We start from the raw sequence: 14,687 nt of genomic DNA on the forward strand, positions 1-14,687 counted from the left end.
GAAAATGATGTAAGAAAATATGACATTTTTTCTCGTCCGTACAGCAGAAGGTGCCGGAAGGAAAAGAGATAATTTTCTGTTATTTCTGTGTTTTAATGGTTTTGAAAATAATTCCATGAACATGGGTTGGCGAGAATCCTTGATACGATTGGGATGAGAGGGGTTTTGTGAATGAAAATAAGTTTCCTGAGTGCATAAATGTTCTATGCTTACTATTTTTCTGTGGAAAGTGAATCATGTTTCTATAGACCCACTGTGTCCTCGCTTTGTATGATAATGAAGGAAAAATTGAACGGGAAGGAGGATTTTCAGTGGAGAGATATCATGAATTGAAAAAAGGCGAAACCGGAGCGATTGTCAGTATTGGCGCATATGCGGCATTGTCGGCTGTGAAGCTTGTGATCGGTTATTTGTTTCACTCAGAAGCGCTTCAGGCCGACGGTTTAAATAATACGACTGATATCGCGGCATCTGCGGCTGTTTTCATCGGTTTGCGCATCTCTCAGAAACCTCCTGACGAAGATCATCCTTACGGCCATTTTCGGGCGGAGACCGTCGCGTCCCTCATCGCTTCCATTATTATGATGCTTGTCGGAATGCAAGTGCTGTTCAGCGCCGCGCAATCTATTTTTTCCGTTAAAGAGGAAACACCGGATATGATAGCCGCCTGGACGGCCGCGGGGAGCGCCGTGGTGATGCTGATGGTCTGCCGCTATACGAAAGGGCTTGCGAAAAAGGTAAACAGCCAGGCGCTTTCAGCTGCGGCCGCTGATAATAAATCAGATGCGCTCGTCAGTATCGGCACGTTTATCGGAATTTTTGCTTCACAGTTCCATTTGGCTTGGGTGGATACGGTTACCGCGTTTATCATCGGGCTGATCATCTGCAAAACCGCGTGGGATATTTTTAAGGAATCCTCTCATTCGCTGACTGACGGTTTTGATGTCAAACATATTTCTGATTATAAAAAGACGATTGAACAGATTGCGGGCGTCAGCCGTTTAAAAGATATTAAAGCGAGATATCTGGGCAGCTCCGTTCATATTGATGTCGTCATTGAAGTGCCGTCTGATCTGAACATTAAAGAGAGTCATGAGATCGCAAATGAGGTAGAACGCAAGATGAAAGAGGAACATGCCATTGACCATTCACACGTTCATATGGAGCCTCTCCAGCTGAAATAAAGCTTCCTTTCTAAAGGGAGCTTTTTCCTTTTTCAGACTGGAAACAATTCGCTGGAAACGTTTTTTTATACTGTTTATATTTTGTGGTAAAGTTAGGTTACGATAATTGAAATTTGAGAGATGACTAGGAGGAGAAGAATGGCTTATAAAGAAGAGCTGCATCCGCTGCTGGAGAAAGCCGTTGAGCATATTGAAAACATCATCATAGGAAAACGGGATATCGCCATACTCAGTCTGGCCGCCATTCTCGCAAAAGGGCATGTGCTGCTGGAAGACGTGCCGGGAGTCGGAAAAACGATGATGGTCCGCGCTTTGGCCAAGCTGATCGGAGCTGACTTTAAGAGGATTCAGTTCACGCCGGATCTTCTGCCGTCAGATGTGACGGGTGTCTCTATTTATAATACGAAAACGATGGAATTTGAATACCGCCCGGGACCGATCATGGGGAATATCGTGCTGGCTGATGAAATTAACAGAACCTCTCCGAAAACGCAGTCTTCCCTGCTTGAGGCAATGGAGGAAGGGAATGTTACGATTGACGGAAAGACAATGCGGCTGGCTGAGCCGTTTTTCGTCATGGCCACACAAAACCCGGTTGAATATGAAGGAACGTATCCGCTTCCCGAAGCCCAGCTTGACCGGTTTTTATTTAAGCTGCGCATGGGCTATCCGACTGCCGAGGAAGAGCTTCAAGTTCTGTCTTTGCAGGAAGGGCGCAATCCGCTTGAAACAATCGAGCCCGTCATTTCTAAAGAACAGTTTATCAGCCTTCAGCAAAAATTGGAGCAGGTGCGGGTGGATGATGGAATTAAAGCGTATATCGTCGGCATTACTCAGCATACCCGCCGGCATCCGTCCGTACATCTGGGCGTAAGTCCGCGCGGTTCAATCTCATTAATGAAAGCCGCGCAGGCGTACGCGCTGCTTCATGACCGCGATTACGTCATTCCTGATGACGTCCAGTATTTGGCTCCGTATACGCTGCCGCACAGAATGATCTTGACCGCCGAGGCGAAATTTAACGATGTGACCCCGGAAGCGGTTATAGAAGACATCATGCAAACGGAAAAAGTGCCCGTCCAAAGGATGTCGGTCCGCTAATGAGAAGGAAGATGCATTGGCTTCTATATGGCTGGAAGCTGCTTATGTTGGCCGTACTGACGGCGGCTGTCTTTTCTTATGCCATGTTTCAGGGCGGATTTGTGAGCTGGTTTTTATTTTATGCGTTTTTGCCGTTTACCGTTTACGCCGGGCTGGTCGCTGTGTACCCGTTACGGGCGTTTCAGGTGACGCGTGACGTGTCCTCCGCCCAGTTAACCTCAGGCGACAGGCTGTCTGTCACCATCAGGCTGACGAGGCGCCTGCCGTTTCCGCTGACATATATGGTCATTGAAGATGTGATGCCGGAAACGCTTGGCGAGAGGCGCAGTGCGAAACAGCTCGTGTTTCCGTGGTTTCAAAGGAAGCTGACGTTACAATATGAGCTGCCGCAGGTGCCGCGCGGAGAGCATCATTTACATACGATAAGAGTGCGGACGGGAGATGTTCTCGGGCTTTTGGACAAGACGGCGTCGTTTTCCGTAACGGATACGGTTCTGGTTTTCCCGGCGTACGGGTCTGTTCACTATAAGCCGCAGGTCTCATCCGGAGAAGAGGGTGCGGCTGCCGGCGCTCCGTTTCAGGTACACCGCTCAGCAATGGCTGCGAGCGTCAGAAATTATCAGGCGGGCGACCGGTTTTCCGCACTTGACTGGAAAACATCGGCGCGGCGGAATGAGCTGATGACGAAGGAATTTGACCCGCTGCAGAGTGTGAATATAATTCTCCTTTTGGACTGCAGGCCGTCCCCATCGTTTGAAGCCGCGGTATCAGCTTCGGCATCCCTGCTTTACACGGCGCTTGTGAAGGGCTCTCCCGCAGGATTTATTTCATTGGGGAGCGACCGGACCGTATTTCCCGTCCGGGAGGGAGACCGGCATTTCAGAAAGATGCTGCGTTACCTGGCATCAGCTTCAGAATCGGAAGAAGCCGATGCAGGCGGGCGTTTAGGAAAAGAGCTGGCGGATCCGCGCGTCCGCAAAGCTTCCATTGCCGTCGTGACGGGCAGTCTTACAGAAGACCTTCTCAAACAGGCTGAGCCCGGCCGTGCTGACATGACGGTGTTTTTGGCGAAAGAAACGAATGCCGCGCTTTCAGAGAAAGAACGGAAACTCGCTCTCATCTTCGCTCAAAAAAATATTAAGGTGCAAATGATCAGGGACAAACGGGTGTCCCATGTTGTTTAGAAAGAGAGGTGGCGCGCCATGCCGCATGACGAGAACCAGGAAAGCAGGCTGAGTCTGCTGCTGTTTTATTTTCTCGCTTTTTTATTGTTATGGGAATGGCTCAGGCCGCTGCACAATTTTACGGATACAAAACATACCGGTTTTTTCATCGTTTTTATCGGTTTGGCATTTCTGCTGTCATTCTTCCGGATGAGGTGGTACGTCACCGTGCCGTCCTGCATTCTGTTTACGTTGATCAGTATTCACATCCTGTTTTATAAAGGTTCGGTTTTTCAGCCGGAATGGCTCGTTTCTTTTTTGCGGGACGTGATTCAAAATGCCCGCCACATCGGGTCCGGAAGATGGAATGACATGAATCCGTCATTCCGCACATTGCTGTTTTTTGTGCTTTTATGGCTGCTCGTGTATTTGCTGCATTACTGGGTGATCTATCAGCGGAAAATATTATTCTTTTTTATCATGACGGTGGCGTATATCACCGTGCTTGATACGTTTACTCCTTATGATGCCGCGTACGCCGTCATCCGGATCGTCTTTATCGGCTTTTTGATGATGGGGCTTTTGTATATGGAGCGCATCCGGCTTACGGAACACATAGCATTTAAAAAAAGATTGATACTCAAATGGTTTCTGCCGCTGATGCTGTTTATCTGCGCTTCTGTTGTGTTCGGGCTGGCGGCTCCGAAATCAGACCCGAACTGGCCGGATCCCGTGCCGTTTCTTAAAAAAATAACAAACCACAAAGAAGTGCCCGCCGCCGAAAGCAAAATCGGCTACGGCAATCATGATGAAACATTGGGCGGCCCTTTTCAGCAGGATGATACGCCGGTTTTCACATGGAAGGGAAAAGAACGGGCGTACTTCCGGGTGGAAACGAAGGATACATACACGGGGAAAGGCTGGGTGGAGACCGATCAGGGCATGTCCTATAAACTGAACGGCGGCAACGTGGAAGATATATGGTTTGACCGGAGTGTGCAGACGAGACGGTATACGGCACAGGTGTCCATTGATGAGAATTATCTCTATAATCACGTCATGTATCCGATCGGCGTCTCCAATATTAAACCGAAGCACTCGATTCAGCTTGAAATGAACGGAAACACCGAGCAAATTATGCCGGTCAGTGAACAAGTGGGCAACATCCGCAATATGGGACGGTACACGGTGACTTTTCAGGCGCCCGTCTTTAAGCTGAATGATCTCAGAAAAGTGAAAGTGAAACGATACCGTGAGCAGAATCAATTCAATGACCGTTATTTACAGGTCCCCGACAGCCTTCCGAAAAGAGTGAGACAGCTTGCGGACAGACTGACGCGGGATCATCATAATATGTTCGATAAAGCGAAGGCGATCGAGGATTATCTCGGATCTTCCGCATTTTCGTATAATACACAGGATGTCGCGGTTCCGGAGCACAATCAGGATTATGTCGATCAATTTCTGTTTGAAACGAAAAGAGGATATTGTGATAACTTTTCATCGGCAATGGCTGTGCTGCTCCGCTCTGCGGGAATCCCCGCCCGTTGGGTGAAGGGCTATACATCCGGCGAATATAAAGGGGCAGGCGACCATAACGGCCACATTTATGAAGTCACAAACAACAACGCCCATTCGTGGGTAGAAGTGTATTTTCCCGATCAGGGCTGGGTGACGTTTGAGCCGACAAAAGGCTTCACCAATCCGACGGAGTTTACGTCAGAGCAAAATCATACCGCGGCAAAAGACAGCGGAGGCTCAGCGGGGAATTCGGATTCACCGTCTGACAAGCAGCGTCAGGAAACAAAGCCGGAAAAAGAAAAAACACCGAAAAAGCGGGATCACCGTGCGGCACCGCAGCCTGTGATCCGCAACAAAACCGCGGCACACCTGTGGCCGTATGCAGCCATCGTTATCGTGATTTCAGCCGCGGCGGCACTCGCCTGGGTGCTCCGGGCGCGCTGGATTCCGCACGTTACAGCAGCCAGATTGAAGCGGCGAACGGGTGAAGACGTCTTTTTCGACGCATATGCCGCGCTGCTCCGCCAGCTGAAACGAAAAGGATTCAGCAGGGGAGACGGAGAAACGCTGCGCGATTTTGCCGCGAGGATTGACGAGGCGTACCATACAAACGACATGTCCGAGCTGACGCTGCTCTATGAGCGGGCCTTATACCGCAGGGATAATGCAGCGGAGCTTTGGAATGAATCGGGACAGTTGTGGGAAAATATAATTAAAAGAAGATAGTCTTGACCGCATATCGTCCTGTTGTTAGAATAAATGAATGTTAAATGGGAGCCCGGGAGCGTTAAAAAGCCGGGCTTCCGGACAAGTCTTGCGCGACAGAGGGCTGAACGTGTGTCCTCCGTTTTTTCTGTGTCAAAAACTTAGAGGAGATTAGGTGACAACCATGACGAAGTTAGTGAATGAAATGATTCTTGTTCTTGATTTCGGCAGTCAGTATAACCAGCTGATTACCCGACGGATCCGTGAATTTGGCGTATATAGCGAGCTGCATCCCCATACGTTGACAGCTGAGGAAATCAAAGAAATGAATCCAAAAGGAATTATCCTTTCAGGCGGACCGAACAGTGTATATGATGAAGGATCTTTCCGCTGTGATGAAAAAATCTTTGAACTCGATATTCCTGTATTGGGCATCTGCTACGGCATGCAGCTGATGACTCATTACCTCGGAGGGAAAGTCGAGGCGGCAAGCCAGCGCGAATACGGTAAAGCCAACATTCAGATTCAAGGAACCCCTGACTTGTTCAAAGATCTTCCGGAAGAACAGGTTGTGTGGATGAGCCACGGCGATTTGGTTGTAGAAGTTCCTGAAGGCTTCACTGTTGACGCAACAAGCCATCACTGCCCGAATTCAGCGATGAGCAAAGCGGACAAGAATTGGTACGGCGTTCAGTTCCACCCGGAAGTGCGCCACTCTGAATACGGCAATGATCTTCTGAAAAACTTTGTATTCGGCGTTTGCGATTGTGAAGGCAAATGGTCAATGGAAAACTTTATCGAAATCGAAATGCAAAAAATCCGTGAAACAGTCGGAGACAAGCAGGTTCTTTGCGCGCTAAGCGGCGGTGTTGATTCCTCTGTTGTGGCTGCTTTAATTCATAAAGCGATCGGCGACCAGCTGACTTGTATTTTCGTCGATCACGGTCTGCTTCGTAAAGGCGAAGCGGAAGGCGTCATGAAAACGTTCAGCGAAGGCTTTAATATGAATGTCATTAAAGTTGATGCGAAAGACAGATTCTTAAACAAGCTGAAAGGTGTTTCTGATCCTGAGCAAAAACGCAAAATCATCGGCAACGAATTCATTTACGTGTTTGATGATGAAGCGGACAAGCTGAAAGGCATCGATTACCTTGCGCAAGGAACGCTTTACACGGATATTATCGAGAGCGGTACTGCAACGGCGCAAACGATCAAATCGCATCACAATGTCGGCGGACTTCCTGAAGATATGCAGTTTGAACTGATCGAGCCGCTGAACACCCTTTTCAAAGACGAAGTGCGCGCGCTCGGCACAGAGCTCGGCCTTCCGGATGATATCGTATGGCGTCAGCCGTTCCCGGGCCCTGGACTTGGCATCCGCGTACTCGGCGAAGTAACGGAAGAAAAACTTGAGATCGTTCGTGAATCAGACGCGATTCTGCGTGAAGAAGTGGCGAACCACGGCCTTGAGCGCGATATCTGGCAGTACTTCACGGTTCTTCCTGACATCCGCAGCGTCGGCGTCATGGGAGATGCGAGAACGTATGATTACACAATCGGTATCCGTGCCGTAACATCAATTGACGGCATGACATCTGACTGGGCGCGTATCCCTTGGGATGTGCTTGAAGTGATTTCTACACGGATCGTCAACGAAGTGAAACACATCAACCGCGTCGTGTATGACATTACGAGCAAGCCGCCTGCAACGATTGAGTGGGAATAGTCAAAAGAAGCTTAGAATCCTTGGTTTATAAGGGTTCTAAGCTCTTTTTTCTTTTATAGCAACAATTGATCCAATATTATTAATTGAACCGTGAATTTTAAAGAAAAAGTATTCCACAATGGGATAATAATTAATGTTGTTTTAGAATAAAGTTTGTTCAAATTAAGCAAATTAAAGAAACCCTCTATTCAAATACAACCATTTCTCCGACATCTATAAATCCAAATCGCTTATAGATATTTTTTCCATCCTCTGAAGCCTGTAATACAACTGGTTTTTGTTTATCCTTTGTTTGCTTTAGAAGAAATTGAAACATTTCACTGCCAATTCCTTTACCTCTAAATGTTTCTTTTGTCATCACATCATAAATACCATAGCTATCTTTGGTTTCTATTAATAAACCGGTAGTTACAGGCATTTCATCTATGCATCCAATAAACATCTGAACTTCTGAACCTAATTTTACTTGTGAAAACGTATTAAAATAACTTTCTAGTGCATCTTTTTCTGGTGTACCTTCAAATAAGCTCATGAATACGTCTATATATTTTAAAAGTTCTTCATCATTTTTCACAGCAGTAATCATAAGCTGATGGGAAATTCTTTGCCCAACATTAAGAGTATTTTCAAGTTTCATCATTACATTACGTTCCGCTTCTTTTAGATCATATTCTTGTATAAGTTTTGTCCAATCCTCAGTTAAATACTGAGCATCAATCCAAATACTAAAGGGATATTTTTTATATGAAAAATTATCGATTCCATGTCTGATCTTAACTGTATTTTTGATATTTGGAGATTTCGGTAATATTACATTGAATGTATCAGTGGGGATTTTTGTATTTGCTATGATGAAATCTTCTTCCTTTGTAAGCTCTCCGCTAACTGTATGGGTAAATGATTTTAATTTTTCTTCCAAATTGTTTATGACTAATTGTTGATTTGTAATCATGTTTTTGCACCTTTCAATTCGATTTAGTGCGCTTTTTTTATTATAAGGTCAACTAAAACACTAAATCACAGTATTTACCCCCTCCCATAATATTCAGAACACGGGGGAGCAATATTTTTAATGGTAACTTCTAAATCAAGGAACTACAAACCCCAAAAGGCTTGATATTCAATAAATTAATTCTTATAATGTTTTAATACCATTGAATGGGAATAAATGAAGAAAAAAACGTCTCTTTTAAAAAAGAGGCGTTTTTTTTTCATCTTTTTGAAACCGTTTTGCCTTGATTCATATCTAACAGCATAGGAGGTGGATAAGGTGAAGGAAGAACGATTGATCAAAAAGGCGAAAAAAGGTGATGCCGCAGCCTTTGAAAAACTGATCACCGCACACCAGGATACTTTATATAAAACAGCTTATCTCTATTTGCATCACAAGGAAGATACGCTGGACGCTGTTCAGGAAACGGCTTACAAGGCTTTTCTTCATATCGCGCAGCTGAAGGAGCCGAAATATTTTAAAACGTGGCTGATCCGGATTTTGCTTCATACGATTTTTGCGATGAGGAAAAAGCACGGAGACGTCATCCCGTTTGAGCCGCAGCATGATACGCGCGCGGAGAATAAGAACATTGAAGAATACATAGATCTTCGTAATGCCCTGGAAACGCTTGACGAACATATACAGCTGACCATTCAGCTTTATTATTTTCAAGATTTCTCGATTGCTATGATCGCTGAACAGACCGGTATGGCGGAAGGCACTGTAAAAACGCATCTGCACAGGGCGAGAAAAGCATTGAAGCAGGAGCTGGAAAAGGAGGATAAACATATATGGAAAAGCATCAAATGAAGCAATTGTATCAGGACATTGACGTGCCGAAAGCTGAATTGAAAAATGTGATACACAGCGCCGCTGTCCGTGCCGGAAAAGAAGGCGCCGTCAGACGGAGATGGGGAAGAAAACTGATAAACGGACTCGCGGTTGCTGCTGCTTTGTTTATTCTGTATTTGTCCTCAGGCTTATTCATGCCCTCCGTTAATACGGCTATGGGAAACATTCCTGTTGCCGGACAAATTTACAGTCTGTTTCAGGATAAGGCAGGTTCTGCGCTGTTTAAAAGCAATTTGGTGACAAAACTGAATGAGAAAGCGGAATCACGCGGAATCACGGTGACAGTGAAAAGTGTGTATTACGACAGCGGACAGCTCGTTTACAATTTTACCGTTGACAATTTGAAATCAGATGAGGAGAGCATCTCTTTTCAAGTTGATTATAAAGATCCATGGAATATGTTAGCAGAGGATTATGACAACAGTAATATGAAAAAAATGAAAGACGGGCAGTACGCGGGACAGCTTCGCCTGTTCACGGACGGCTCAAAGCTGAAAGACGGTGATAAGCTTCCGCTTGTCATTACACAAATCAAGGATATCCCGGGAAACTGGCGCTTTACACTCCCTATTAAAAAACAAAAGTCCGTTTCTCTTGAAGGAACGAAAGCTGTGAATGTAAATCACGGATTATACCGCTTTTTCGATATCCGGGCGGAAAACGGAACGACGGGATCGGCTCTCCTGTATTCTATCGACTTCTATGATGCAGCCAAAAATGATGCCATCTCGATTTACGAGGCAACGGATGATGCCGGAAACCATTATGAAATGACGGCGTCGAATATTGAACTTGGCGGCAGAAAGAATCTTCCCGGCGGCGGGAAAAGAATACGCGGCCAAACTCAATTCAGCAAACCGATAGACCCGAAAGCGAAAACACTTTTCATAACGGGCGATATAAAAACAGAATCAGAGCCGGGAGAAATCGTGCCTCTGAAAACAAAACTGCCCGTCAGTTATACAACGAAACATCATCATGTCGGCATCACCATCAAAAAGATCAAACAGCAAGGCAGACGGGTGATCGTCGATTATCAATTCACAGGAATTAATTACAGCAAAGCGGATGAAGATCAGCTGATCAATGTCGGTGAGTCAATCGGTCTCGGCAATACGAAAAAAATGAAAACCTGGCCATCGCTTAATGAGTATGAAAAAGGCTATTATCTGAAAGGGAATAAGGCGAAAGTCACGAACCTTAAAACGGGTGAAATGGAATCCGTTTTTGAATTGGATGATTCATCCAATAAAGACTATTCGTTGCGCGATTTCTCATTCGATTCATACGCTTTGTACGTCAATCAAACGGTTATGAACTTGCTGGCGGATGATAAGGGGATCACATTCGCGGTGCCGGTTCGGCCTGCGGACGGAAAATGATGTCTGGAAGGCGGCTTTTGCCGTCTTCCATTTTTGGTCAATTAACGAATAAACCAAATTTTTTTAACGGGATTGTTCGTTTTTTTTATTGAGTTTTCAAAATTGAATTGATACAATAGACTCAGAAATCAAATATGCAGATATCGTATAATGGCGGGGATATGGCCCGCAAGTTTCTACCAAGCTACCGTAAATGGCTTGACTACGGATCAATCTCAATCGTTTGATATAAATAATCCATTCTTATTTATTCAGACTGAACGTATGTAGTCAAGCGTCCCAAATGTATTTGGGGCGTTTTTTATTTGGCGGATAACGGGCAGAATAAATGGGAGAGAATGAAGGAGGCAATTGGCTTGAAGCAATTTTTTCAGTTTGATGAGCTGGGGACAAGCTATCGTAATGAAATCATCGGCGGTTTAACGACCTTTTTGTCAATGGCGTACATTCTGTTCGTCAATCCGCTGACATTGTCTTTAAACGGTGTGAAGGGATTTCCGGAAGCATTAAAAATTGATCAGGGCGCGGTGTTCACCGCTACAGCCTTGGCGTCTGCGGCCGGCTGTATTTTAATGGGGCTCATTGCAAAGTATCCGATCGCGATTGCGCCGGGTATGGGATTAAATGCGTTTTTTGCTTTCTCTGTCGTCCTCGGCATGGGGATTTCATGGCAGGCTGCGCTTTCCGGCGTCTTGATTTCCGGAATTATCTTCGTGGCGCTTTCGCTGACGGGACTGCGGGAAAAAATCATTAATGCGATTCCGCCTGAGCTGAAATTGGCGGTCGGCGCGGGTATCGGTTTGTTTATCACATTTGTCGGTTTGCAGGGTTCGGGCATTATTGAAGCGAACTCATCGACTTTGGTGTCTATCGGCAATATTCACAGCGGCCCTGTGCTGCTGACGGTTTTCGGTGTTATTGTGACGGTCATTCTGATGGTGCTTCGCGTAAACGGCGGCGTATTTATCGGAATGCTTCTGACGGCGGTTGCCGGCATGGTCTGCGGACTGATTCCGGTTCCGACGCACATTGTCGGCAGCGTGCCGAGTCTTGCGCCGACTTTCGGACAGGCGTGGATGCATCTTCCGGATATCTTCTCCGTACAAATGCTGATTGTCATTTTAACTTTCTTGTTCGTCGGGTTTTTCGATACGGCCGGAACGCTGGTGGCTGTAGCGACACAGGCCGGGCTGATGAAGGAAAACAAACTTCCGCGTGCGGGAAGAGCGCTTCTGGCAGATTCGACATCAATCGTTATCGGAGCCGTACTCGGTACGTCTACAACGACTTCTTATGTTGAATCCAGCTCAGGCGTTGCGGCGGGGGCGCGCTCCGGCTTCGCGGCTGTTGTGACGGGCATTCTCTTTTTGCTGGCGATGTTTTTCTCGCCGCTTCTGTCAGTTGTCACCACGAATGTGACGGCTCCGGCTTTAATTATTGTCGGCGCGCTGATGGTGGCGCCGCTCGGTAAGATCGCCTGGGATAAATTCGAGGTGGCTGTGCCGGCATTCTTAACGATGATTATGATGCCGCTGACGTACAGCATTGCGACGGGGATTGCGATCGGTTTTATATTCTACCCGATTACAATGATCTGCAAAGGAAAAGGAAAAAGCGTTCACCCGATTATGTACGGGCTGTTCGTCATCTTTATCCTGTATTTCATCTTCTTGAAATAACGGAAAAACCGGCTGAGGAAAGCCGGTTTTTTGTTTTTGTCCTATTCCGTAAAACCAATACATACTATAAAACGTCATGTGGGTGTCCGGGTGAAGAAAACCGCTTGACTGTTGAAGGACGCTTCGGTACCTTATATAAGTGTTTTATTTTCTTGTTTAACAAATTCCGCCGTATTTTTTTGATAGGAGTTGCTGACATGACGGAAGAAAGAAAAGAAACGTTGGAAGAAGAAAAACAGCATCAGGGGACTGATGAAGAACCGCTGTCGAGAATGTCCAGAAATGCGGGACGTTATCAAAAGCAAAAGAAAAAAGAAAAGGAACGGCGCCCGGCTCCGGCTTTTACGGAAAAACTCGCTTCTGCATGGGCCGCGGTCAAACGTTATTGCCGTTTCGCACTGCGCATTTTGACATCACCGGTGAAGGTCGTTGGGGAAGACGGCTTTTCCCGCTTTAAATATGCTCTTATTTCAATGCTTGTATTCAGTATCTTTTTCTCAATCGGAAATTGGTTTCAGCTGAGGGCTAGCCAGCAAAGGCCTCTCGGATACGGAGAGCGGCATCATACGTTTTTTGACGGTTTTACCGTCGTTCTCGTGTATACGCTCGTCTTTTTTGCCGCTGCGGCCGGGGCGGTCTGGCTTGTATCACGTTATATGATGAAACAGAAAATTACGATGCGGGATGCGGCCGCGGGGGTTGGATCGCTTTTGGTTCCGGCTGTCGCCTGCTCTATCGTGTGGATGATTTTCGCGATATTGAATCTGCCGGTCGTCACCGTGGTGTTTACGGCGCTGACCTTGTTTCTGGCCGTCTCGGCGATGGTGCAATTTGTGCAGATTCTATACAAATCGGCTGAAAAGCCTGCGGCTGACGTGATGTACTGTATTTCCGCGGCGGTCATCATCATGCTCGTTTTTACGGCTGTGACATGGCCGCTCATTTCCGAGTACTTTACTGCTTCGCTGATTCCTTTATAAGTCGAAATTTGTCTTTCACAATGTTTACAAATATTTCTAATAAAGCGTGTTGTTTTGAAAAGCCGTCCGATATATGATGGGAGCAACAGAAATTGGAAAGCGGCATTAATCTTTATGATTCGGAAAGGGATGATGAAGATGGCCCCGTTGTTGCGAGAAGCCATTAATCGGAAAAAGCAGCACCTGAGGACAAAGCTGATCCGCTCAGGGTTTTATCAAGACCATGTTCAGGAACTGTCCGGATACACGCTGAGTGAACTTGAGAAGGAATATGAAGCCGTCAAACGATTGAAAAAAGCCGAGCTTCACTGATAAGAGCTTAACAGTCTGCCTTTGCGGGGCGGGCTTTTTTTTCTTTTGAAAATGATGAAAAGAGGGTAAACTATCCTTAATTGAAGGATTGATGCTTTTCAAAGTATCAGAGGAGGGGAATCAGTGATGCAGACGATTTTATCCAACAGTATAGGTATGGTTCTCATTATTCTCATCATTAACATAATATATGTCTCTTTCTTTACGATCAGGATGATTCTGACATTAAAGGGACAGCGCTATTTCGCCGCAGGCATCAGTACGATTGAAATCCTTGTGTATGTGACCGGCCTGAGTCTCGTGCTCGGCAATCTGAATCAAATTCAAAACGTCATTGCTTATGCGCTCGGCTACGGCCTCGGCGTCATAGTGGGAATGAAAATTGAAGAAAAACTGGCGCTCGGCTATATTACAGTCAACGTCATTACGAAGGAGCTCGATCTGGACCTGCCGAAACAGCTCCGGGAAAAAGGATACGGGGTTACAAGCTGGGTTGCGGGCGGACTTGAAGGAGACCGGACCGCCATGCAGATTCTGACGCCGCGCAAATATGAGCTTCAGCTTTATGATACGATTAAAACGCTTGATGAAAAAGCGTTTATCATCGCCTTTGAGCCGAAAACGATCCACGGCGGATTCTGGGTGAAAGCAGTGAAGAAGAGGAGAATTAAGGAATGACAAAGCCAAAAAAGAAACGGTTTGAAGTAACGGAAGATGAAACGATTGACACCATTCTCACTTTAATGAAGGAAGAGGGTTATATGCCCGTCCGGCGGATGGAAGAGCCGATCTTTACAGAAAAGAAAGAAAATGGATCAATTCAAGTCGTTCCTTGCGGGAAAAAAATCGTATTTGAAGGGAAATTGATCTAAACACGAACATTAAAAGAAAGAATTTTTATATCGTTCGATAATGTCGTTGACATTATCCAAGTCCGTTGTTAAGATAAACATGAAATCAAAACACGACCTCATATAATCTTGGGAATATGGCCCATAAGTTTCTACCCGGCTGCCGTAAACGGCCGGACTATGCAGGAAAGTGATAAACAGCTGACATGGATATCGCAGAAGCGAACGACTGACGAT

General features: G+C 46.0%; 13 protein-coding genes and 2 riboswitches. Of the genes, 12 read left to right on the forward strand and 1 reads right to left on the reverse strand.

From position 1 onward, the window contains the following. Window positions 1-311: 311 nt before the first annotated feature. From NYE68_RS04045 to guaA, 5 genes are all read left to right on the forward strand, one after another. Window positions 312-1,184, forward strand: coding sequence for a cation diffusion facilitator family transporter (locus NYE68_RS04045; protein ID WP_033574947.1), 873 nt, complete (start codon window positions 312-314; stop codon window positions 1,182-1,184). 138 nt (window positions 1,185-1,322) lie between these two features. Then, entirely contained in the window at window positions 1,323-2,285 is a 963-nt protein-coding gene (locus tag NYE68_RS04050; protein ID WP_007408884.1) for a MoxR family ATPase, read from the forward strand. Next, window positions 2,285-3,469 (forward strand): DUF58 domain-containing protein, encoded by a 1,185-nt coding sequence (locus NYE68_RS04055; protein ID WP_324636077.1) that lies wholly within the window; start codon window positions 2,285-2,287, stop codon window positions 3,467-3,469. Before NYE68_RS04050 ends, NYE68_RS04055 begins: the two co-directional genes overlap by 1 nt. Before the next feature lie 18 nt (window positions 3,470-3,487). Further along, window positions 3,488-5,695: a DUF4129 domain-containing transglutaminase family protein gene (locus NYE68_RS04060; protein ID WP_324636076.1), complete on the forward strand. Its 2,208-nt coding sequence runs from the start codon at window positions 3,488-3,490 to the stop codon at window positions 5,693-5,695. Window positions 5,696-5,858: 163 nt separating this feature from the next. After that, window positions 5,859-7,400 carry a glutamine-hydrolyzing GMP synthase gene (guaA, locus tag NYE68_RS04065; RefSeq protein WP_007408887.1) on the forward strand — a complete coding sequence of 514 codons (1,542 nt, stop codon included), beginning with the start codon at window positions 5,859-5,861 and terminating at the stop codon, window positions 7,398-7,400. 184 nt (window positions 7,401-7,584) lie between these two features. Here guaA and NYE68_RS04070 read toward each other — a convergent pair whose 3' ends face one another. Beyond that, window positions 7,585-8,352: a GNAT family N-acetyltransferase gene (locus NYE68_RS04070; RefSeq protein ID WP_042634923.1), complete on the reverse strand. Its 768-nt coding sequence runs from the start codon at window positions 8,350-8,352 to the stop codon at window positions 7,585-7,587. Window positions 8,353-8,670: 318 nt separating this feature from the next. On the opposite strand from NYE68_RS04070, the gene NYE68_RS04075 reads away from it, so the two are divergent. The 7 genes from NYE68_RS04075 (at window position 8,671) to NYE68_RS04105 (ending at window position 14,471) form a co-directional block, all read left to right on the forward strand. Further along, window positions 8,671-9,204 carry a sigma-70 family RNA polymerase sigma factor gene (locus NYE68_RS04075; RefSeq protein ID WP_021495186.1) on the forward strand — a complete coding sequence of 178 codons (534 nt, stop codon included), beginning with the start codon at window positions 8,671-8,673 and terminating at the stop codon, window positions 9,202-9,204. Further along, complete coding sequence (locus NYE68_RS04080; RefSeq protein ID WP_324636075.1) at window positions 9,186-10,628, forward strand: DUF4179 domain-containing protein; 1,443 nt, start codon at window positions 9,186-9,188, stop codon at window positions 10,626-10,628. The genes NYE68_RS04075 and NYE68_RS04080 overlap by 19 nt, the downstream gene beginning before the upstream one ends. A 123-nt stretch (window positions 10,629-10,751) precedes the next feature. Beyond that, window positions 10,752-10,853, forward strand: a riboswitch (purine riboswitch). 131 nt (window positions 10,854-10,984) lie between these two features. Continuing rightward, a complete protein-coding gene (locus tag NYE68_RS04085) occupies window positions 10,985-12,307 on the forward strand; it encodes an NCS2 family permease (protein ID WP_007408891.1) in 1,323 nt (440 codons plus the stop codon). 197 nt (window positions 12,308-12,504) lie between these two features. Continuing rightward, complete coding sequence (locus NYE68_RS04090) at window positions 12,505-13,287, forward strand: hypothetical protein (RefSeq protein ID WP_324636074.1); 783 nt, start codon at window positions 12,505-12,507, stop codon at window positions 13,285-13,287. A gap of 138 nt (window positions 13,288-13,425) precedes the next feature. After that, on the forward strand, window positions 13,426-13,599 hold the full coding sequence (locus NYE68_RS04095) for a Fur-regulated basic protein FbpA (RefSeq protein WP_003155777.1): 174 nt from the start codon (window positions 13,426-13,428) through the stop codon (window positions 13,597-13,599). A gap of 123 nt (window positions 13,600-13,722) precedes the next feature. Beyond that, complete coding sequence (locus NYE68_RS04100) at window positions 13,723-14,277, forward strand: DUF5698 domain-containing protein (RefSeq protein WP_014469850.1); 555 nt, start codon at window positions 13,723-13,725, stop codon at window positions 14,275-14,277. Further along, a complete protein-coding gene (locus NYE68_RS04105; protein WP_007609843.1) occupies window positions 14,274-14,471 on the forward strand; it encodes an NETI motif-containing protein in 198 nt (65 codons plus the stop codon). The genes NYE68_RS04100 and NYE68_RS04105 overlap by 4 nt, the downstream gene beginning before the upstream one ends. Window positions 14,472-14,549: 78 nt before the next feature. Next, window positions 14,550-14,651, forward strand: a riboswitch (purine riboswitch). Window positions 14,652-14,687: the final 36 nt, after the last annotated feature.

Origin of the sequence: Bacillus sp. FSL R5-0447, assembly GCF_038606125.1 — a bacterium.
GTDB classification, from domain to species: Bacteria; Bacillota; Bacilli; order Bacillales; family Bacillaceae; genus Bacillus; species Bacillus velezensis.

Excerpts from the sequence above, each read along its gene's own strand:
- NYE68_RS04060 (WP_324636076.1), top strand. The coding sequence starts at position 3,488 with ATGCCGCATGACGAGAACCAGGAAAGCAGGCTGAGTCTGCTGCTGTTT.
- NYE68_RS04090 (WP_324636074.1), top strand. The coding sequence starts at position 12,505 with ATGACGGAAGAAAGAAAAGAAACGTTGGAAGAAGAAAAACAGCATCAG.
- NYE68_RS04105 (WP_007609843.1), top strand. The coding sequence starts at position 14,274 with ATGACAAAGCCAAAAAAGAAACGGTTTGAAGTAACGGAAGATGAAACG.
- NYE68_RS04095 (WP_003155777.1), top strand. The coding sequence starts at position 13,426 with ATGGCCCCGTTGTTGCGAGAAGCCATTAATCGGAAAAAGCAGCACCTG.
- NYE68_RS04070 (WP_042634923.1), bottom strand. The coding sequence starts at position 8,352 with ATGATTACAAATCAACAATTAGTCATAAACAATTTGGAAGAAAAATTA.
- NYE68_RS04080 (WP_324636075.1), top strand. The coding sequence starts at position 9,186 with ATGGAAAAGCATCAAATGAAGCAATTGTATCAGGACATTGACGTGCCG.
- NYE68_RS04055 (WP_324636077.1), top strand. The coding sequence starts at position 2,285 with ATGAGAAGGAAGATGCATTGGCTTCTATATGGCTGGAAGCTGCTTATG.
- guaA (WP_007408887.1), top strand. The coding sequence starts at position 5,859 with ATGACGAAGTTAGTGAATGAAATGATTCTTGTTCTTGATTTCGGCAGT.
- NYE68_RS04050 (WP_007408884.1), top strand. The coding sequence starts at position 1,323 with ATGGCTTATAAAGAAGAGCTGCATCCGCTGCTGGAGAAAGCCGTTGAG.